Origin of the sequence: Verrucosispora sp. WMMD703, from assembly GCF_049178935.1 — a bacterium.
Lineage (GTDB): Bacteria > Actinomycetota > Actinomycetes > Mycobacteriales > Micromonosporaceae > Micromonospora > Micromonospora sediminimaris.
This window is the reverse complement of record NZ_JBMHMM010000004.1, coordinates 1,525,307-1,545,158: the sequence shown is the minus strand read 5'-3', so window position 1 is coordinate 1,545,158 and position 19,852 is coordinate 1,525,307. Positions and strand designations below refer to the sequence as shown.

At 68.6% G+C, this 19,852-nt stretch carries 17 protein-coding genes and 2 tRNA genes; 11 read left to right on the top strand and 8 right to left on the bottom strand.

Annotated features, from left to right (window positions below; translation table 11 throughout):
• Positions 1 to 139: 139 nt before the first annotated feature.
• On the bottom strand, positions 140 to 1,402 hold the full coding sequence (locus ACN26Z_RS07745) for an IS256 family transposase (protein ID WP_421459809.1): 1,263 nt from the start codon (positions 1,400 to 1,402) through the stop codon (positions 140 to 142).
• A gap of 200 nt (positions 1,403 to 1,602) precedes the next feature.
• Between ACN26Z_RS07745 and ACN26Z_RS07740 the strand changes: the two genes are divergently transcribed.
• The 6 genes from ACN26Z_RS07740 (at position 1,603) to ACN26Z_RS07715 (ending at position 6,984) form a co-directional block, all read left to right on the top strand.
• Positions 1,603 to 2,346: a phosphotransferase gene (locus tag ACN26Z_RS07740; protein WP_421460473.1), complete on the top strand. Its 744-nt coding sequence runs from the start codon at positions 1,603 to 1,605 to the stop codon at positions 2,344 to 2,346.
• A 14-nt stretch (positions 2,347 to 2,360) separates the two neighbouring features.
• Complete coding sequence (locus ACN26Z_RS07735; protein WP_421460470.1) at positions 2,361 to 3,014, top strand: histidine phosphatase family protein; 654 nt, start codon at positions 2,361 to 2,363, stop codon at positions 3,012 to 3,014.
• Positions 3,007 to 3,840 carry a phosphotransferase enzyme family protein gene (locus tag ACN26Z_RS07730; RefSeq protein ID WP_421460467.1) on the top strand — a complete coding sequence of 278 codons (834 nt, stop codon included), beginning with the start codon at positions 3,007 to 3,009 and terminating at the stop codon, positions 3,838 to 3,840. The genes ACN26Z_RS07735 and ACN26Z_RS07730 overlap by 8 nt, the downstream gene beginning before the upstream one ends.
• Before the next feature lie 125 nt (positions 3,841 to 3,965).
• Positions 3,966 to 4,916 carry a DUF4238 domain-containing protein gene (locus ACN26Z_RS07725; protein WP_421464566.1) on the top strand — a complete coding sequence of 317 codons (951 nt, stop codon included), beginning with the start codon at positions 3,966 to 3,968 and terminating at the stop codon, positions 4,914 to 4,916.
• 293 nt (positions 4,917 to 5,209) lie between these two features.
• Positions 5,210 to 5,872: a DUF6308 family protein gene (locus ACN26Z_RS07720; RefSeq protein ID WP_421460465.1), complete on the top strand. Its 663-nt coding sequence runs from the start codon at positions 5,210 to 5,212 to the stop codon at positions 5,870 to 5,872.
• A 137-nt stretch (positions 5,873 to 6,009) separates the two neighbouring features.
• Positions 6,010 to 6,984, top strand: a complete 975-nt coding sequence (locus tag ACN26Z_RS07715; protein WP_421460463.1) for a DUF4238 domain-containing protein — start codon at positions 6,010 to 6,012, stop codon at positions 6,982 to 6,984.
• A 275-nt stretch (positions 6,985 to 7,259) separates the two neighbouring features.
• Here ACN26Z_RS07715 and ACN26Z_RS07710 read toward each other — a convergent pair whose 3' ends face one another.
• Both ACN26Z_RS07710 and ACN26Z_RS07705 read right to left on the bottom strand, forming a co-directional pair.
• Positions 7,260 to 8,096: a MarR family transcriptional regulator gene (locus tag ACN26Z_RS07710; RefSeq protein WP_421460461.1), complete on the bottom strand. Its 837-nt coding sequence runs from the start codon at positions 8,094 to 8,096 to the stop codon at positions 7,260 to 7,262.
• Positions 8,097 to 8,521: 425 nt separating this feature from the next.
• Positions 8,522 to 8,597, bottom strand: a tRNA-Lys gene (locus ACN26Z_RS07705).
• Between the two features lie 187 nt (positions 8,598 to 8,784).
• Between ACN26Z_RS07705 and ACN26Z_RS07700 the strand changes: the two genes are divergently transcribed.
• The 4 genes from ACN26Z_RS07700 (at position 8,785) to ACN26Z_RS07685 (ending at position 13,483) form a co-directional block, all read left to right on the top strand.
• A complete protein-coding gene (locus tag ACN26Z_RS07700) occupies positions 8,785 to 10,047 on the top strand; it encodes an Ig-like domain-containing protein (RefSeq protein WP_421460458.1) in 1,263 nt (420 codons plus the stop codon).
• A 126-nt stretch (positions 10,048 to 10,173) separates the two neighbouring features.
• On the top strand, positions 10,174 to 11,442 hold the full coding sequence (locus ACN26Z_RS07695) for an Ig-like domain-containing protein (protein WP_421460456.1): 1,269 nt from the start codon (positions 10,174 to 10,176) through the stop codon (positions 11,440 to 11,442).
• A 319-nt stretch (positions 11,443 to 11,761) separates the two neighbouring features.
• Positions 11,762 to 11,995 carry a hypothetical protein gene (locus ACN26Z_RS07690; protein ID WP_421460454.1) on the top strand — a complete coding sequence of 78 codons (234 nt, stop codon included), beginning with the start codon at positions 11,762 to 11,764 and terminating at the stop codon, positions 11,993 to 11,995.
• Positions 11,996 to 12,139: 144 nt separating this feature from the next.
• Positions 12,140 to 13,483 carry a hypothetical protein gene (locus ACN26Z_RS07685; protein ID WP_282239805.1) on the top strand — a complete coding sequence of 448 codons (1,344 nt, stop codon included), beginning with the start codon at positions 12,140 to 12,142 and terminating at the stop codon, positions 13,481 to 13,483.
• Positions 13,484 to 13,734: 251 nt separating this feature from the next.
• On the opposite strand, the gene ACN26Z_RS07680 is transcribed toward ACN26Z_RS07685, so the two are convergent.
• A tRNA-His gene (locus ACN26Z_RS07680) sits at positions 13,735 to 13,810 on the bottom strand.
• A 125-nt stretch (positions 13,811 to 13,935) separates the two neighbouring features.
• Positions 13,936 to 14,526 (bottom strand): oligoribonuclease, encoded by a 591-nt coding sequence (gene orn, locus ACN26Z_RS07675; protein ID WP_282239806.1) that lies wholly within the window; start codon positions 14,524 to 14,526, stop codon positions 13,936 to 13,938.
• Positions 14,527 to 14,599: 73 nt separating this feature from the next.
• Here orn and ACN26Z_RS07670 point away from each other — a divergent pair, with 73 nt between their 5' ends.
• A complete protein-coding gene (locus tag ACN26Z_RS07670) occupies positions 14,600 to 15,895 on the top strand; it encodes a glycosyltransferase 87 family protein (RefSeq protein WP_421460452.1) in 1,296 nt (431 codons plus the stop codon).
• 257 nt (positions 15,896 to 16,152) lie between these two features.
• On the opposite strand, the gene ACN26Z_RS07665 is transcribed toward ACN26Z_RS07670, so the two are convergent.
• The 3 genes from ACN26Z_RS07665 to ACN26Z_RS07655 all read right to left on the bottom strand — a co-directional run bounded on the left by ACN26Z_RS07665 (position 16,153) and on the right by ACN26Z_RS07655 (position 19,657).
• The gene (locus ACN26Z_RS07665) at positions 16,153 to 17,079 is read right to left on the bottom strand and encodes a hypothetical protein (RefSeq protein ID WP_421460450.1); all 927 of its coding nucleotides are present in this window, start codon (positions 17,077 to 17,079) and stop codon (positions 16,153 to 16,155) included.
• Positions 17,080 to 17,220: 141 nt separating this feature from the next.
• Positions 17,221 to 17,988: a YcnI family protein gene (locus ACN26Z_RS07660; RefSeq protein ID WP_421460447.1), complete on the bottom strand. Its 768-nt coding sequence runs from the start codon at positions 17,986 to 17,988 to the stop codon at positions 17,221 to 17,223.
• 13 nt (positions 17,989 to 18,001) lie between these two features.
• Positions 18,002 to 19,657, bottom strand: coding sequence for a copper resistance CopC/CopD family protein (locus tag ACN26Z_RS07655; protein WP_421460445.1), 1,656 nt, complete (start codon positions 19,655 to 19,657; stop codon positions 18,002 to 18,004).
• Positions 19,658 to 19,852 lie beyond the last annotated feature (195 nt).

The window sequence follows — 19,852 nt, the reverse complement described above, 5'->3', positions numbered from 1 at the left end:
CACTGCGAGGCAGCAACGGGCCGCGCAGGCGCGACGCAGACCGCCGCGGCAGCCAAACCTGCCAGAGACTCTGCAGTCGGCGGCCAGCCAGGGGAGTGTGTCGATTTCCGTGTTTGGGCCTGTGGTGTGATCGATGCTGTTAGATGGTGATCCGGTCGCCGTAGGCGAGGATCAGGGCGTTGAGGGCCTTGGCCCAACCGTAGACCCGGCCGGTGATGCTCCCGCCGCCCTTACGTTTCTGCTGGACGACGAGGTAGAGGACCTTCATCGCGGCCTGCTCGGTCGGGAAGTGCCCGCGTCTGCGGGCGGCTTGGCGGAACCGGGCGTTCAGGCTCTCGATGATGTTGGTGGTGTAGAGGACCTTGCGGACCTCGTGGTCGTAGTCCAGGAAGGGCACGAACTGCGGCCACGACTGGCGCCAGAGCCGGATCACGGCCGGGTACTGGTCACCGAACTGCGTGGCGAACTCCTCGAACCGGGCTTCGGCGGCGGCGACGGTCGGGGCGGTGTAGATCTCCCGCAACGCCGGGGTGATCTTCTGCCAGTCTTTCCGGTTCGTATAGCGCAGGCTGGCGCGGACGAGGTGCACGACGCACTGCTGGTGCACCGCGAGAGGCCAGACCTGCTCGATCGCGTCGGTCATACCCTTGAGGCCGTCGGAGCAGACCATGAACACATCCTCGACGCCGCGGTTGCGTAGTTCGGTGAGGTAGCCGGCCCACTGCTTGGCGCCCTCCCCGCCGGTCCCGGCCCACATACCGAGCACGTCGCGTTCTCCGTCGAGGCTGATCCCGACCACGACGTAGACGGGACGGTTCGCGACCTGCCCCTGACGGATCTTCATCACCAGCGCGTCGATGAACACCACCGGATAAACACGGTCCAGGGGCCGTTGCCGCCAGGCTTCCATCTCCTCCAGGACGTTGTCGGTGACCCGGCTGATCAACTCCCGGGACACCTCGGCGTCATACACATCCGCCAGATGCGCCGAGATCTCCCCGGTGGTCAATCCTTTGGCATACAGCGACAGGATCGCCTCGTTGAACCCGTCCAACCTGCGGACATGCTTCGGCACGATCCGCGGCGTGAACGACCCGGCCCGATCCCGAGGCACCTGGATCCGCACCGGCCCGACCTCGGTCTGCACCGTCTTCGCCCCGTGCCCATTACGCACATTGGCCCGCCGGCCCGACTCCTCGTCGACACCAGCCTCGTCAAGATGAGCATCCAGCTCGGCGTCGAGCGCCGACTCCAGGACCGTGCGCGTGATCCCCGCCAGCAGCCCACCCGGCCCGACCAACGACACTCCGTCGGCCTTGGCCCGCTCGACCAGCTGCTGCGCAAACTCCACCTCAGCCGCCGTCGGTTCAGGAAGCTGAACAGCGTTCTTCTTGTCTGCCATGACGTGGTCCTTCCCGGACAGGATCAACGTCCTGTCCAACGGACCACACCCAGGTCAAACACGGAAATCTACGCAGTCCCAGTACCCCGGATTACCCTCACCGGCGGGATCGCCGCTGTGACGGCGACCCTCCAGCAGCGGCTGGCCCCACCGCCCTACACGACCCGATCCACGGTCAGCTACGCCGTGGCGGTGCGGCCATGAGCGGCGATCTCTTCGTCAAGCGGTACGACGACCCGGAACGCTGCGCCACCGCTGCCGCCCACCACGGCTGGCTCGCCAGCCTGGACTCCGGCGTACGCCTGCCTGCTCTCATCGCGCGGGGTGCCCAGCATCTTGTGTTCGAACGGCTGCCCGGGCGTGCACCTAGGGTCAAAGATCTTCCGCAGGCCGCAGCAGCCCTGGGCCGTCTCCACGCTGCCGCACACCGGCAGGAGCTTCGGGCCACGCGCCTCGACCGACCTCACACCACCTCGACCGGCCTCGTGATCCCCGACTTCGCCAGTCCACGTCGGGCGCCGCTACACCACGCCGCCGCCGAGGCGAGCATCCACGGATCGGTCATCGACGCCCTACTCGACAGAGCCGGGGAGTCCGTGACGTTCTACAAGGACCCGAACGTTCGGAACTACCTCGCGAACGGCAATGAGGTCGCTGTCGTCGACTTCGACGACCTGACGCTCGCTCCCTTCGGCTACGACCTGGCCGGTCTGCTGGTCACCGCGTCGATGACCTACGGCCGCCTCGCCGACCGATCGATCACTCGCTGTCTGCGCGCCTACCGCGTCGCTGTCGCTCCGCAGATCTGCAGCCTGGCCGACCTGAAACGGTACGCCGAGCTGCACCACCTGCTGACTCTGCGATATCTCGGCCGCAACGGCTATCGACACCCGTGGCCGGCCGTCCGTCCCTGGCCCGACCCGTTCCTCACCGAACTGCCCTGAGAAGGAACACACGTATGACCCAGACAACGGAACTCGTCATCGCCCGCCACGGCGAAGCTGCCTGCAACGTCGCTGGGCTCGTCGGCGGCGAACTGGGCTGCACCGGCCTCACCGACCTCGGCCGGAACCAGGCGGAGCAACTCGCCGCTCGCCTGGCATCCGAACACGCCAACCGGCCCTACGCCGCCTTCTACGCCACACCCAGACTCCGCGTCACCCAGACCGCCGGCATCATCGCGCAAGCTCTGCACTTGCCCCCCACCATCGACCCGGACCTCCGCGGCCCTGACCACGGCGACGCCGACGGCCAACCCTGGGTCGAGGTCAAGACCTCCTTCCAGGGGCCGCCTCAGCACAGCCCGGACCGCCAGTACGCTGCCGGCTCCGAGACGTGGAACGGGTACCTCAACCGGGCGACCACCGCACTTCAGAAGATCCTCGCCCGCCACGACGGTGAACGAATCCTCATCGCCGCCCACGGCGAAACCGTCGAAGCGGCCCACAGCCTGCTCCTCGGCCTACCCCGGAACGCCTGCCTGCGACTCGGCTTCGTCACGCACCACGCCTCCATCGCCCGGTGGCAGCGATCGACCAACCGATTCGGCCGCACCATCTGGCAGCTCGCCAGCCACAACGACACCCGCCACCTCCAACTCCGCCATGGCTGACGTCAACGTTCACCTCGCGCTCTGCCAACGGCTCCTCGACGACGACGCCAAGCCCGTCACCTCGCACCCCGGGCACGCCGGCACTCGCGTCCTCCGCGCCTCGACGGCCGCCCACGGAGACGTCATTGTCAAGATCCACCGGAGCCTGGAACGACACCACCGGGAAGTCCACGCCTACCGAACCTGGGTTCCTGCCCTCGGAGACAGGGCACCCCAACTGCTCACGACAACCGACGACCCACCGGCCATCGTCATCACGGCCGCAGCGGGAGTCCCTCTCGCAGAGCGGAAGCTCGGCCCCGGGGCCGAGCAGAACGCCTACCGGCAGGCAGGACACCTGCTCAAGACACTGCATGCCGCCGGACCACCCCGCCTCGAACCAGACTGGACGGCCTGGCTCGCAGAACGCGCTGAGCACTGGATCCACCAGGCCGGGGACCGCATGACCGCCGCCCGCAGAACCGAGGTACGCGCACATATGCAGGCCCTCCGAGACTTGGCGCCGCTACCCGCTCTTCCGTGCCACCTCGACTTCATGCCCCGCAACATGATCTACGGCGACGACGGAGTGGTCAGGCTGATCGACTTCGAGCACAGCCGCTACGACCTACCCGCCCGCGACCTCGTACGACTCGCCACTCGCGTCTGGCCCCACCGCCCGGACCTACACGCGAGCTTCCTCCATACCTACGGCCAGCTCAGCACAGTCGACGACGCGGTACTGGAGCACTGCGCCCACTTCGACTTTCTCACGAGCTTGGCGCGACAGGCAGGCACCAACGCGCAGCCGATCCCCGAGTCAGTCCTGAGCCGGCCGTCCAGTTAGTTGGTCCGGCACGGATCGCCGCCGGCTACCCGGCCACGGTGCTGCTCCACCAGCAAATCAGGACAGGGCCCCTAGCCGCCGGTTTTGATACGCCTTGACGCTGGTGTGACCATGGAAGGGTGTCCATGCAGCCTCCTCTTGACCGCTTCGTCGCAGCCCGACGTATCGCTGAGCTTCGCTTGCAGGCCGACGAAAACATCCGTGAACAGCACGTCGTCTCCCGCGTCGTGTTGAAACAATGGACCGACCACACACGGTGCCTGAACGCGGTGAGCGTCACGGACAGGGCAGCGAGGGTCATCGCTCGTGGCCCGGCAGGACTGGGTAAAATCACAGACTTTGTGCCGCGAGCCTCCCGATCGGCGGAGGAACGATGGGCCATGACCGAACGGCATGTGCCACGGCTGGTTCGGCTCTGTAATACCGATGCAATCCTGGACGAGCCAGACGCAGCAGCGACACTGCGTGATCTCGTTGCCCTGCACTTCGTACGAAACCGGAGCTTTTGGCGGGTCCACGTCCAAGGATTCCAGCACGAGCGGAAGGCGTTGAAGCGCCGGGCTCGGACCTTCCCTGGGTACGCAGGCGACTTTCTGCGCCGTTTCGGCCGCCCGCCGCTGACCAGCGAAGATCACGACTTCTACTTCGAGATGGTGCTGGCGCGGCGTTCGGACCTCGACTTCTATAGCGGCCTAACATTCCGGTACAGCGTCGAGCGAATGTTCGACCGATGCCGTGCATGGATGGCGGACCGCCAGATCCAGATCATTCATCCTTCCTCGGGAGAATTTCTAATCGGCGATGCGCCGGTGGTGGTGCTCGACCGAACAGGACGATTAGAACCAGGAGTGGAAGTCGCCCTCGGCAATGCCAGTCAGATTCTCATGCCCGTTACCCCCTGGTCCCTGGTGGCGTTTGGCCCAACCGCGACAGGCGAGGTTGCAGCACACGTGGTCGACGAACTGAACACATTCCAAATTCGGGCGGCGCACACGCACGCCTTCGTCCGACCCGGCAGCGAACTCGAGGAGTTCGTTCGCATCACCCGGTTCGGCTCCACTGCTGCCACCGCGTAGCTTCAAGGGCGCCTGCGGACCTTCCGATGCCACTCGTCGAGGCCGGCTGCCGCATCATTACCAGGTCCCACCCAGGCGAGATGCGTGTATCCGACGAGAAAGCGAGGTTACGTGCTCAATTTGGGCAAGCCGGCTCTCGGATCGATAAGTCGGGGACTGCGGGAGTAACGGTCGATCGGCGGCAGACCCGGCTGCTGCTGCGCGCTGGTAAGACGGGAAGGCGGAAGAGCCGCCCGCTTCTTGGACCTCCATGACCTATATGCGCGAGTCCTACGCTGTGTCATCCTCCCACCGTGCAGGCTGAGGAGCTAGTCCGTGACCGGATCCGCAATGTGCTCGCCGCCCCCGGCGTTGACAGACTCGTCACCACCTACTTCGATCCCGACGGGCCATTCGCCGGCACGCTGTTCGACCTGCTCGGCGAGAACCCGTCTAACTTGCTCACCCTCGACGACCTGCTCGCAACCTCGCTGCTTGACATCTCCTGGCGGCCTCCCGCTGTTCGTGCGCTCCTGGCTGAGGGCGACCACGTCACCGCAGGACTCGCTGCGATCCCCGCCAACCTAGATCTGTGGAACGCCGGTCCGTACGCCCTACAGTCAGCAGCGGCCTTGCATCAGTGGTTGGATCGGCTGCATGGGGTCGGCCCGGTTATCGCGAGCAAACTCCTCGCCCGCAAGCGACCCCGGCTCGTGCCCATACATGACGAGGTCGTGCTCCGTGTCGTCGCTCCGCCGGCGAACAAGTTCTGGGTGACGCTTGCAGCAGCGCTGACCGAATCCGCACTCCGTCAGGAGATCGAAGAGCTCCGCCCAGCGGGCGGCGACTCAATCAGCTTGCTGCGGCTGCTCGACGTCGCGATCTGGACGCGTCATAGCCGTTCGCGCAACGCCCGCAGTGCGCGCAGCGCAGTCGGGGTACCTGAACCTGACCCGCTTCCGCCCCCTAACTCGTGACGGGTGCCGGAATGCTGCATGCGATCGGCGGCAGATGAGTGCTTCGAGCGACGGTCTGATCGGTGACGAACCACCTCGGGACTTTGCGAAGATCGGCTTGCGGTCCGGTAGCGTAGTCTGCCGGTATTGGAGGAGGCATGAAGCAGGCGCGACGACATCACCAGGTTCCACAGTTCTACCTTCGAGGCTTTGCGGATGCGGCTGATCGCGTAAAGGTGGTCCGGTTCGGTGCGACGCCTCGCACGTTTGTGGCCGGGATCAAGAACGTCGCGGTAGAGGCGGACTTCTACAAGGTCGACTGGCTCAACACAGACCACGAAGGTCTCGCTGAGCAGCTGATTGGGCAGGTGGAGCACTCGGCAGCGGAGCCGCTGCGTATGCTCGCAAGGCACAGTAAGCTGCCGGTCGAACAGCGCTACGCGGTGGCGTCGTGGGTGGTGCTGCAGTATTTGCGCGGGCGTGGCAAGCGGGTGGACTCGGTAGGACTGCAAAAGTTGATGCTGCGCGCGAACCTGGCGCTTGGCGGTAAGCAGCGTATGGCGTCGCAACTTGGCCTCGACGACTCTGCTGCAGTGGACGCCTTGTGGGATCGGGTGGTGGTCCGGGGTGAACTGTCAGACCCTCCGACGGCGCGGCGCAACCATCTGCGGACGATGTTTGAGACCGTGGCGAAGGTGGCGGCGGTGTACGCCCAGGCGCAGTGGCAGGTGGTGACGTTCCAGCGGCGGCGGCTTTTTACGTCCGATCAGCCTGTGTGCCTGTGGCGCCGGCCGGACGACGACCCGGGGATTGGTCTGCTCACTGCGGACATGGTGTCGATCGCGCTGGACCGGAGGACTGGTCTGGTCATCTTTCCAAGAATTTTGTCCGGCACGACGGGCATCTCGGCACCGACGACGCAGTACTACCGGTCGTTCGCGATCAACACCTGGTTGTCGGCCGAGGAGTTAGTGATCCTGCACCCGGACGATGAGTTGCCCGACTGGCTGGCTGCACACCGCCCTGCGCGCCTGGGCACGCTGGAACTGCCAGACGTCGCGCAGTTCATCGAGATGGGAGAAGCGATGCGAGCGCACCACGATCGCCAGCGGGCGGCTGACCCCGCGCCCTGAACTGCTCAGATGCAGGGCGCGGCACACAGTCGCTGTGTATGACGAGGTAACGCAGCTACAGGTGAGCGGCAAGGGTGGTCACGAGTGACAGAAACAAGATGGTCTCGACGCTGACCTGCCGCACTGCGCATAGGAGTCGTGGGCTCCCAAATCGCGAACGGCACTGCGCCACGGACCACCGGTCCCACTGGGGGCGCGACCGTTGACGAGCCGACCGTAGCAAGCGCTGAACAGTCAAGAGATGTCGGACTCATGACTGCTCGCACCTCGTTCGCTTACTGCGGCCCGCTTATCTTCGGATTTTCGCGCACAGCTCCGACAGAATGAGGGAGGTCGATTAAACGGTGACGTGCGGTGCCCGCCGCCGGGACCTTCCACACGCTCTCGTGCGGCCAGTGCCGGTGCAGCAGGTCGAGGGTGGTCACTGCGACCGGCGCCTTCAGCGGGCAGCTCGCTAGGTCAGCGAGCAGGTTGGCTTCCCGGGCGGCGTCGTGAGCGATGACCAGCACCGCGCCGACCGGCACGACCGGATCCGTACGTCGGTACCCGACCAGGACGCCATCAAGGCCGGAGGTAGACCGCTCGCGCTCGGCGATCACCTCCCCGACCGGCCCGGGGTCGACGTGTACCAGGAACCGCACACAGCGACCGTCTTCCAGCCACACGCCATACCCATCAGCGCGTAGATGCGCCAGCCCCCGCTCCCGCAGCCACACCGACGTGTCCAACGTCGTCAACCACTGGAACAGCCCACACTGGCCCGGATCCTGCCGCGACACGGCCAGCAGCGGCAGGAACAGCAGGTAGTGCGCCGCACCCCAGCCCCGCTCACCCAGACGCAGCGGCACAGGCCGCCCCGACGCGACCAGATCACGGTTGAGCAGACCGGTGCCCTGCCCAGTGATCCGATACCACCAAGCGTGCGCCCGGTCCTCCGCCGACCGCTCCCGGCCCACCAGACCCGCCGCGTGCAACCACGTCAGGTCCCGGTGCGCCGTCAACCGGGGCACCCCCGTCACCACGGCGACGTCGCTCGTGGTCGCCATGCCGTGCAACGCCAGGAACGACAGGATCCGCCACCGCCGAGGCGTCAGCTCACGACCACCGGCCACCCATCGATGATCCCCCACCCATCGACGCCCGGCCGTCCCCCGCGACACCCCGCTGGAACTCCCGCACCCTCAAAACGGGGTTTGTGAGACGTTTTACATGATCACTGTTCACCGAATCAGCCGAAGAGTTGACGACGGAAGCCGCAGAAACGGCATACCGCGTCCCGCCAAGATCGCCTCACCCCGGCTCCGAGCGCACTCGCGCACACCGACCCGGATCCGGAACCGCCGAAGCCGCAATCGTTAGGCCGCCGACCATCCCGCCGCAGACAGCCACCGGCGGCGTCCACGAGCACCCCGCCGCGTCCCACCGGCACGAACCCGGTCCAACGGCTCCCGAGCACCCATCGAGCGACCACCCACCACCGGCGTACGCGAAAAAGGCCCCGGCCCGGTGTGAACCACCAGGTCAGGGCCTTGATCGTTGGTGCGCCGCCAGGGACTCGAACCCCGAACCCGCGGATTAAGAGTCCGCTGCTCTGCCAGTTGAGCTAGCGGCGCTCGCTGACAACGGGGGAAACACTAGCACGCACTCTGAAGCGGGTTCCAATCAGATCCCGGGGTCCTCCCTTCGGTCGAGCTTTTCGGACATTTAACGAGAAACCTTTGCAAAGTGTGGGACCGGGGTGATGCCGGGCGGCAGCGATACGGCACGATGTCCGCCAGGTGCGCTAGGACAGGGGTGGGGATGGGCAGGTTCGCGCGGGCCGGGGCGTTGTTGAGTGCCTTGGGGCTGGTGGCGTCGCTGGCATTGTCGGGCTGCGGCGAGGAGCGCGCGCCGGCCGAGTTCGTGCCCGGCCAGACACCCGGGGCGTCCGACACCGGGACGCCGGGAGCACCGGGGGCACCGGAGGTGCCGAGTGGTCCGCCGCTGACGGTGAGCCCGGCCGACGGGACGAAGAACCGGCCGGTAAGCGTCGAGATCGGCGCGAAGCTGCCGGACGGCGGCGAGGTGTCGCAGGTCACTCTCAAGACCGAGGACGGCAAGCAGGTCAAGGGCAAGCTGCGTACGGACGGGTCTTCGTGGGTGCCGTCGGCGCCGTTGAAGTGGTCGACCCGTTACACCGCCACGGTCTCCGCGAAGGGGCCGGACGGCGCGGTGAGCGAGGGCACCAGCACGTTCACCACGATGGCCAAACCCGGCTCGATGATCACCTCGGGGCTGTACCTGTTCGACGACCGGACGTACGGGGTGGCCATGCCGGTGGTGGCGGAGTTCCACCCGGGCATCCCGAAGAAGGACCGGGCCAAGGTGCAGAAGCGGATGTTCGTGCAGACCGATCCGCCGCAGCCGGGCGCCTGGCACTGGGTGAGCAACGGTACGCAGGCGTACTACCGCGCGCCGGAGTACTGGAAGGCCGGCACCAGGCTGACCGTACGCATCGCCCTGGCCGGTATTCCGCTGAGCAACGGTCGGTTCGGCAACGTCGACCGCAACGCCACCGCGAAGATCGGCTCGGCCTTCGAGATGAAGGTGACCAACTCCGACAAGCGGATGCGGGTGTACGAGGACGGGCAGCTGATCAAGACGCTGCCGGTCAGCCTGGGCAAGAAGAAGACCCCCTCGTCCAGCGGCACGCTTGTGGTGATGGAGAAGAAGGAAGCGACAGTCTTCGACACGATGGACGACCCGGATCCGGAGAACCGGTACGTCACGGACATCGAGTTCGCCCAGCGGATCACCTGGGGCGGCGAGTACATCCACGCGGCCCCCTGGTCGGAGCACGTCCAGGGACGACAGAATGTCTCCCACGGCTGCGTGAACGTCTCGATGGCGAACGCCCGCTGGCTCTTCCAACGTACGAAGATCGGCGATCCGATCACCATCACCGGCACCGAACGCAAGCTGGCGGCGGGCAATGGTTGGACCGCGTGGAACCTGAGCTGGTCGGAGTTCGTCAAGGGCAGTGCGCTGCCAGTTCCGGACGGTGGCGCCGGTCCGGCCGTATGACCGGACGAAATATGTCACTATCCGGACATCCCGCTTCCACGTGTTTCGGTTCACTTGTCGCAACGGGTACGTGAACTGGTGCGTCAGTAATGGGAACGGGCAGCGGACCACGACTGTGAGGACACCATGCGAGTTCGGGACCAGCGCAAAGGACGGCGGGGGGTGCTCGCCGCAGGCTTGCTCGCCGTGACGTTGGCACTGACCTCCGCCTGCACCGGCGGTAAGGGTGGCGACAAGGGGCCGGGCTGGCAGGACGGCGCCGAACAGCCGGCCGCGAAGGCGTCGGTGAGCATCAGCGAGCCGGCCGCGGACGCCAAGGACGTGCCGGCGTCGGCGGCGATCGCCTTCGCCGCCGAGCAGGCCGAGGACGTCACGGTCGAGCTGACCGACGCCGAGGGCGAGGCGGTCGAGGGCGACCTGGCCGCCGACGGCCGCAGTTGGCTGCCGTCGAAGGCGTTGACCTACGGCGCCGCGTACACCGCCACCGTCACCGCGACCGGCGACGATGGCCTGCCGGTGACCGCGACCAGCGCCTTCACCGTGATGGAGGAGCCGGAGAAGCAGGTACGCGTCAGCAGTTTCCTCGGCGACGACCAGACGGTCGGGGTGGCCATGCCGCTGATCGTGAAGTTCGGTCGGGACATCCCGGAGAAGTACCGCGCCGACCTGCAGCGCCGGATGACGGTTACCTCGGAGCCGGCCCAGGAGGGCATCTGGCACTGGGTCAGCCCGACCGAGGTCCGCTACCGGCCAAAGGAGTTCTGGCAGGCCGGCAGCAAGGTGTCGTACCGGGTGCAGGCCGGCGGGCTGCCGCTTGGCGATGGTTGGTACGGCCGGGCCGACCTGACCGTCGACATCGCCATCGGCCCGAAGCTGCTGATGACGGTGGACAACCGGACCAAGCGGATGATCGTCACCAAGAACGGCGAGAAGATCAAGACGATCCCGGTGAGCCTGGGAAAGAAGAGCACCCCGTCCTCCAGCGGCACGATGGTGGTGATGGAGAAGCTGCGCAAGACGGTCTTCGACACGTACGACGAGCTGGGCCCCGAGGACGGGTACCGGACGAAGATCGATTACGCGCAACGGCTCACCTGGGGCGGCGAGTTCATCCACGCGGCACCGTGGTCGGAGGGGCAGCAGGGCACGACGAACGTCTCGCACGGCTGCGTGAACGTCTCGATGGCCAACGGCGCCTGGCTGTTCAACAACACACGGGTCGGTGACCCGATCGTCGTCAAGGGCACCGAACGCAAGCTCCAGATCGGCAACGGCTGGACAGACTGGAACGTCAGCTGGGAGGAGTACGTCAAGGGCAGCGCCCTGCCGTACGAGCCGGCCGCCAACGACGAGACCGACCCGGACGTCTCGTCAAGCGAAGCACCCACCGCCTGACCCCACGCCGGCACCGGCGCCACGACGTGCCGCAACCTGCGGCCTCCGCCGGCAGGCGTACCGCGTCATGCCGCAACCTGCGGGCCTCCGCCGACAGGCGTACCGCGACATGCCGCAACCTGCGGGCCTCCGCCGACAGGCGTACCGCGACATGCCGCAACCTGCGGGCCTCCGCCGGCGGGCACACCGCGACATGCGGCAACCTGCGGCCTCCGCCGGGAGATCGCCTACAGCGGCACGTTCGGCGAGATCAGCCGCCGCCTGGGTGTGCCGCAAATCGTGGATACGCAGCCCGGACAGCCCGGCCGTCTCCACTGACGTGAGCCAGCCCCGGCGGAAGTTCCTGGCACGCACCGGCTCGCCGTTGGGGGTGGCGAAGACGAATTCATCGCGGCTCTTGCCGACGACCAGTGCGCTGAGCGCCTCGGCGACCTTCGGCGTGAACGTGACGGTACGGCACCCCCGGGCCGTCTTCGGCGTACCGAAGATCAGCGACCGGATGCCGGCCTCGTTGGGTTCCAGGTCCTCGTCACGGGCGGCCGGTCCGGGCTGAGGTGCTCCAGCAGCAAGGAGCGGACCGCGAGCAGGTTGGCGGCGAACGCGTCTCGGGGCCATCTCCTTGATCGACTGATGGTGAGCGGCGATACACTCCTGACCCGCACCCGGACAGGGGACGACAACGCAAGGGAGCACTGCATTGAGGCGCTGGCTACCGCTACTCGTGGCGCTCGCCTGGGTGGGGCTCTGGGTGGTGGCGCTTCGCCCCGCCGTCGGACCCGCCAACGACGCCTACCGCTACGCGAGCGCCACCCTTGAGCTGCTCGGCGAGACACCCGCCGACGCGCAACAGGCCGCCCTCGCGGCCTACTGCCGCGACCAGGCCCGGTCGGACGCCCGGCGGGCAGCCGTCAACCCGCTCACCATCGACAAACCGCCCCGCATGGCCCAGCGCGTCCGTGACTGCATCGCCAAGTATCCCGACGGCCTGACACCGAACAAGCCCCGCTACGAAGCGATCTTCGGCGACCGGCCCGGCTATCCGATCCTGGCCGCCCCGCTCGTCGCAGTCCTCGGCGTCAACGCCGGCCTGTCCGTGACCTCCGTGCTGTGCACCGCCATCGGCGGGCTGCTCGTCGCCAGGCTGCTACGCGAGCTCGGCGCGCCGGTGCACCTGGCGGTAGCCGGGCAGGTGGCCTACTACGGGTCACCGATCGGCTGGTGGGGCTCCTACCCGCTCACCGAAGGGCCGGTCATGGCGCTCACCGTTGCCGCGCTACTTGGCGCGTGGTGGCTGACGCGCCGCCGTATCATGGCCGGCACGGTGCTGCTTGTCGGCGCGGTCGCGGTAGGGGCCACGATGCGCCACTCCACGTTCCTTCTGGTCGCGGCGGGGCTGACCGCTGCCGCTTTCCTTGCCGCCGCGACCAGCCGGCAGCACCGGCACGCCGGCACGTTCCTCCTCGCCGGTGTGGGTGCCGCCGCGGCGACGGGTATCGCCGTGACCGCCAAGGTGCTCAACCTGGCGGGTGCCGGGGAGACGTTGCAGGACAAGTTCACCGACCACTTCACCCGGCCCGACGTCGCCGACCCGTGGCGTCGACTGGTCGACCTGAATCTCAACTTTTGGCCGCAGTGGTTGCAGCAGGAGCTGCGGGCACCGTGGCTGCTCGCTGGTCTGGCCTTGGGCGCGTGGGCGCTGATGCGCCGCGACCGTGCTTTGGCGTGGGTGACGTTGGCTGTGGCCGGCACTGGGTTGGCCACGCAGGTCGCCCACCCGGTGACAGGTCAGGGTGATCGGCTCTACATTGCGATGTGGCTGGTGCCGGTCGTGGGTGTTCCGCTGCTGCTGGCGTCGCGGCGTGACGCTCCTACTACCGGTGGATCATCGTCTTGGGCCGCGGATTCGACCCACCCCATCGATCTTGACAAAGATGCTGCGGACCGAGTGGTAGCCGATCGCGAACGAGTGCGGCGGATGCCACGCGTTGTAGACCCGGCAGGCGTTACGCACCCGCACCCTGATCGTCCCGTCCGTCGGTGAACCCACACCTCATCGACCTGTGACAGCCAGCTGTCCGACCAGTAGGCCGGCCGGATCCACCGGCGGCGGTCCGGTCACCGCACCGGGTACTCCATCCCCAGCTGCCGCACCGCCTCGCCCGCCGCCAGGTGGTCGGGGTTGTCGTCGAGCAGACCTACGCCGAGGGGTACGCAGACGGGGCACATGACCTGACTTCCCCTACCAGTCCCCTATGACGCGTCAGGCCCCCTCCGTGGAGGGGGCCTGACCGCTGGGGTGACTGATGGGAATTGAACCCACGACAACCGGGACCACAACCCGGTGCTCTGCCAACTGAGCTACAGCCACCATGCCGCCGCGCCCGGTCGATTGCCCGGGGCGGGTGCGGTGAAATCATACCCCCACCGCGGCCGACCACGTCCAGCGGGTTGCCGCCAGGCCGCGACAGGCAAGCCGCGGCAGCCTGGGGGCGGTCAGAGTTCGCCGGCGATGGCCTTGGCGCTCTCCACGTCGGGCCCGGGCAGGGGCACGAAGATGGTGCGCCGGTAGTACTCCAACTCCCGGATGCTCTCCCGGATGTCGGCCAGGGCCCGGTGCGCGAGACCCTTCTGCGGCTGACCGAAGTACACGCGGGGGTACCAGCGGCGGCACAGTTCCTTGATCGAGGAAACGTCGATCATGCGGTAGTGCAGGTGGGCGTCGAGGCGGGGCATGTCCCGGGCGATGAAGCCACGGTCGGTCGCGATCGAGTTGCCGCAGAGCGGGGCGGTGCGCGGATCCTTGACGTGGCGGGTGACGTAGTCGAGCACCCGCTCCTCCGCCTCGGCCAGGGTGACGGCGGAGCGGCGTACCTCGTCGGTAAGCCCCGACTTGCCGTGCATCGTCCGGACGATCTCGGGCATCGCGTCCAGCGCGGCGTCGTCAGCGTGAATCACCACGTCGACGCCGTCACCGAGCACGTTGAGGTCGGGATCGGTGACCAGCGCGGCGACCTCGATCAGCTTGTCGCCACCGAGGTCCAGCCCGGTCATCTCACAGTCGATCCAAACGAGAAGATCAGCCACCGGGACAGCCTACGCGCAGGCCAAGTCTCGTGGCTCCGCGCCGCCACGGTCACCGACCGCTAAGGTCTTCCCCGTGTCCGCCGAACCCGCCACACCACCCTGCGTCGACCTGGACGACCCGGGCAGCCGTACGGCCCGCCGGGTCGTGGGAGCGCTGGCGTTGGCGGCGGCGCTTCCCGCCCTCTACCTGCCGGGACGCACCCACGACTACTTCGACCTGAAGATCTACATGGCGGCCATGGACTGGTGGGCCGCCGGCAACCCGCTGTACGACTACGTGCAGCCGGACCGGGTGCAGGGCGAGTTGTACTTCACCTATCCGCCGTTCGCCGCTCTGGTCCTGCTGCCGTTCTCCTGGCTGAAGTTGGGCGCCACGGTGGCGATCTTCACCGGGCTGACCCTGCTCGGCGTGGTGGTCACCACGAAGTGGCTGCTCGACCCGGTGATCCGTCGCCACCACCTGCCCCACCTGTTCACCCTCGTGGTCGGCGTGCTGATCGTGCTCGGCGTGGAGAGCACCCGGGAGACGATCACCTTCGGGCAGATCAACATGCTGCTGGTGGTGCTGATCCTGGCCGACCTGCTGTTCGCCGTACCCCGCGACAGCCGCTGGGCCGGGGTGGGCGTCGGGTTGGCGGCGGCGCTCAAGCTGTTCCCGGCCATTTTCGTGATCTACCTGCTGGCCACCCGGCGGTGGCGGGCGGCGGTGGTGGCCGGGGCGACCGCGGCCGGGGCGACCCTGCTCGCCGCGGCGGTCGCGCCGGCTGATTCGTGGCGGTTCTGGACGCACGAGCTGTGGGCCACCGACCGGGTCGGCCGCACCGACTACACCGGCAACCAGTCGCTGTTCGGGCTGCTGAGCCGGCTCATCGCTCCGGAGGAGCCGAGCCGGCTGCTCTGGCTGCTGCTGGTCGCGCTGGTCAGCGGTTACGGGCTGTGGCGGGCGGTGCGGGCGTCGCAGGCCGGGGACGCGCTGACCGGCCTGACGCTCACCGGACTGGTGGCGGCGCTGATCAGCCCGATCACCTGGACACACCACATCTACTGGTTCATCCCGGCGGTGGTGATCCTGGCGGACGCGGCGTTGGGCACCGATCCGCGCTCTGTGGCGGGGGCACGCCGACGCCGCCGGCTGCTGATTCTCGCCGTCGCCGTCACCGCGATCATCGTGTACGGGGTGGTGTCCTTCTACGACTGGGGAATCACGCCGACGCCGACCGGCAGCCCGTTGGAGTTCCTGCTCCGCAACGCGTACGTGTGGCTCTGCCTCGTGCTGCTGGTCGTCCTGCCGGTGCGTCCCGGCACCCGGGTCCAGCGCCGACAGCACGCAAAGTCGGACACTCTTCCCGAGACCCCCATTCGTCGGTAATCTGGTCCCAGGGTTACCAAAACCCCACGGACACCGATATCCCCCGGTGAAGGGCGGCCCTCCGCGTCGGCAGCACGGAGGGCCGCCCACCCCCGCCTCCCCCACCAATCCCCACCCCACCCACCCCGCCCCACCTCGTCGATCTTGCAGTTGTGGTCGCCAATACGCCACCTTTGCACCCTTTGCCGGGACCAGAAGTGCAAGATCGCGGGCGAGGTGAGCGGGCGAGACGCCGGGGCGGGGGGGGGGGGGGTGGGTCAGGTGGGTGGGGCGGGTGGGCGGAGGGGGCGATGAGGGGTGGCGGGCGTGGGAAGCTCGGCGAGGGTGGCGGGACGCGGGACGGGGCCGATCGCGGGGCGGCTCGTGGTGGCCGGCACCGTGGCGGCGACCGGGACGAGTTGACGCTCGGGCAGCCTGCGGGGGCCGGGCGGCACCGGCGCCCCCAGGCCGGTGAGCGAGCTGATCCCGAGTCGTCCGGCGAGGACCGGCACCTGATCCGGCTCGACCACGATGACCACCTCGCGCGGGCGGACCGGCCGCAGCAGCACCAACGCGGCGAGGATCACCAGCAGCGTCCCGCCGGTGAGTGAGCCCCAGGTGGCCGGGGCGATCCAGCCGGCCCGCAGTTCCGCCCTCAGGTCGAGGGTCACCCCCGCCCCACCGTCGGGTCGCATCAGCACCAGACTCAACCGCTGCCCGGCCAGGTCGCCGGGGTCCCATTCGAGTACGCCGTAGCCCGCGCGTACCCAGAAGGTCTGTGCGGCGGGTGCGGCCGGGACGGTGGGCGGCGTCCCCGCCACCGGGGTCACCTGTTCCAGCCGGACCGGCAGCGGCCCCCGGGCCAGCGACATCCGGAGCACCGCGGCGTGCGGCGCGCCGGCCAGCCACCGTTGTGCCTCCTCGGCCGGGGCCAGGCCGACGAAGGCCGGCCCGTCGGGGGTACGCGCGTCCAGCCGCAGCCGGGCCTGCCCGCCACGGGCGAACGGCACCTCCTGCCGGACCAGCGCGTCGAGGTCGGTCACCACCACCGCGTGCCCCGGAGTCTGCACGGTCTCGAACCGGGCGGTGAACGCCCCGTCGGGGCCGGCGTGACCGGTCAGCAGTCCGAGCGCGGCCGCACCGATCAGCGCGGCGGTGCCGACGGTCAGCAGCAGCATTCCGGTAAGCGTCCACACGAAACGCATGCGCCCTGTTCCCCTCTGTAGCCAGACACCCGGCCGACCTTACCTACGCCGACCCGCCAATCAGCGGATATCCACGGCACGGACGCCGAAAGCGGGCAAGCCCGCCGGGATCACCCGGCGGGCCTGCCACTGCGGTGACGCTCAGGAGGTCGGAGTGGTCGCCTCGTCGCCCGGGGCCCCGCCACTGGGACGCCGGGTACGGGCGAAGGCCAGCCCACCGAGCACCAGCCCACCGAGGCCGGCGATCAGCCCGGCGACGCCGAGGCCCACCGCCACACCGTTGCCGTCCTCGTCGTCGCTGTCGTCGGGCGACGCCGCAGCGGGCGCGTCGGTCGGTGCCGTCGTCGGCGTGTCGGCGCCGGCAGCGGTGAGGGTGAGCACCGGGGCCGGGGCGGCCGGCTCCTCGCCACCGGGCTGCGGCTCGTCGATCCAGCGCACCACGGCACCGTCAGAGTAGGTCTGCAACGCCTTGAAGACCATCTGGTCGATCTCAGGCAGCGGACCCATGGAGACCGGGAACTCCTGGAAGGTGCCGGGGGTGATGGCGGCTCCCTCGCCGGCCGTCCAGGTGATCTTCGAGACCACCTCGGTGATCTCGCTGCCGTGCACCTGCACCGGCGGGTCGACCTGCCGCTTCTCCACGGCCACCGTCCAGCCCGGCACCGGCATGGTCGACACCGAGCCGAGCGGCGCGTTCTCCGGCAGGAAGATCTCCAGCTTGGTGGTCGACGCGGTGTCGCTCTCGTTCGGTACCCGGAACGCGAGCCGGCCGTAGCCGCCCTGGGTCGCCTCACGCGGATTGACCGTGACGTGCGCGGAGGCCGGCGCCACGAAACCGAACACGGCTGTGGCGACGGCGCCGAGCGTCAGAGCGGCGGCGGTGGCGGCGAAACGCCGGTGACGGAGCATCGATGGAACCTCTCTATCGGACGGGCACGGTGGCGGTCACCGTGGCCTGGTCGATCTCGGTGGTACGGGCGGTGACCCGCAACTCCCACTCGCCCGCCGCGGGCAGACTGATCTCGCCGGTGGCGTGGTTGTCGGTGAGCGGCAGCAGGGGCACCTGGATCGGCTCGATCCCGGCCGCCGGCAGGGCCACGGTGACCTGCCACTCGACGACCGGCAGCGGCTGGTTGTCCAGCGTGTACGCGTACAGGTGCACCGAGTTGTTGCCCCGGCGGGCCGGGGACACCTCGATCTGCATGGAGTAGAGCGAGCTGGTCGCCGTGGTGCTGAAGTACCCGCTGTCGGCGGCGGACACGTCCGTGGAGACGCTGCGGGCGGGTGTCGTCTGGACCAGGGTGGCCGACACCCCGAGCACGATCGCGGTGATCGTCAGCTCCGCCCAGATCGCCCGGCGTACCGGGGCCGGTCGGCTGGCCGCGACCCGGGTGCGTACCAGGTGACGGGAGTAGGCGGCCACCGCGATGACAAGCACGAAGAGCCCGATCTTCGCCAGCACCAGTCGCCCGTACGTGGTGTTCACAAGTGCCGCCGGGGTGGCCACCTCGATAAGCGCCTGGACGGTGCCGGCGAGCAGCAGCGCGGAGACCGCCAGGGCCGCCCAGCGTGACCAGATCGGCAGGATCGCCCCCAGTTCCCGCTCGTCGGCCCGGGGCAGCAGGAACACGGCGAGCATCACCAACCCGCCCAGCCAGACGGCCATGCCGCCCAGGTGGACCGTGTCCACGAGCACCGACACCGCCGGGGCGGGCGAGGCGGCCGGGTGCCCGGCCATCGGCCAGGTGAGCAGCGCGCCTACGGCGAGCACACCGAGGATCACCAGGTCCGTCCGGCCCACCGGACCGGCCAGCAACGGCCGGAGCAGCAACGCCACCGCGGCCAGCAGTCCGAGCCGGACCAGGTGAGCGGCGCCGAAGGCGCTGCCGAGCACCAGGCTCAGCCCTTCGCCGGTGATGTCGAACAGTCCGCCGCCGTTGGTGTAGGGCACCTGGAGCAGGACCGCCGCCACCGTGGCCAGCGTCACCAGCCCGAGGCCGGTCCAGGCCAGCCGGGCCGGCCCGCGTCGGGACAGCCGGCGCGGCCAGAGCAGGGCGAGCACCAGCGCCGGCCCGATCACCAGCAGCAGTCCGGCGTAGCCGACGAACTTGGCGACCTTGACCGCGGTGCCGACCACCGGGTTCGCCTGGCCGTCGTCGCCGCTGTCCACCGGCGGCTCGGAGGGTGCCCCGACGGAGTAGGTGAACGCGCCGGAGACCGGATGGCTGTCGGCGGAGATCACCCGGTAGGTGACCAGGTAGGTGCCGTTACCGCGACCGGTGTCGACGGGAATGTTGACCACACTGCCGGCGAAGGTGGGCTCGCCCTGATCCGCGCGCGATCCGTCCGGGGCGATCACCCGGATCCGGTCCGGCACCTTGCGTACCGACTCGCTGAAGGTGAGCACCACCTCGGCCGGCGCGGCGGGTACCACGGCCGAGGCAGCCGGGCTGCTGCTGGACAGCACGGCGTGGGCACTGGCCGGGCTGGCGGGGACGAGCAGCAGCGCCACGACGGCGACCAACAGGCCGGCGGTCGCGGCCAGCCGGGCGAACCGGCGGCGATGGGCGGCAGTCATGACGCCCATGGTCGCCGACGACACCCGTTCCAGGCGAGCCACACCCATCGATTGATCCCGATTTCCCAAGATCGGGCGCGGGCGCGCGGAAACCGGACCGGACGTCATACGCGGATAGTCGGTCACCGGGCCGGCAAAGTTCCCGGAGTGGCGCATTCCATGGAAGGGCCGAAGGACCCTGCTGCTCACCGTGCC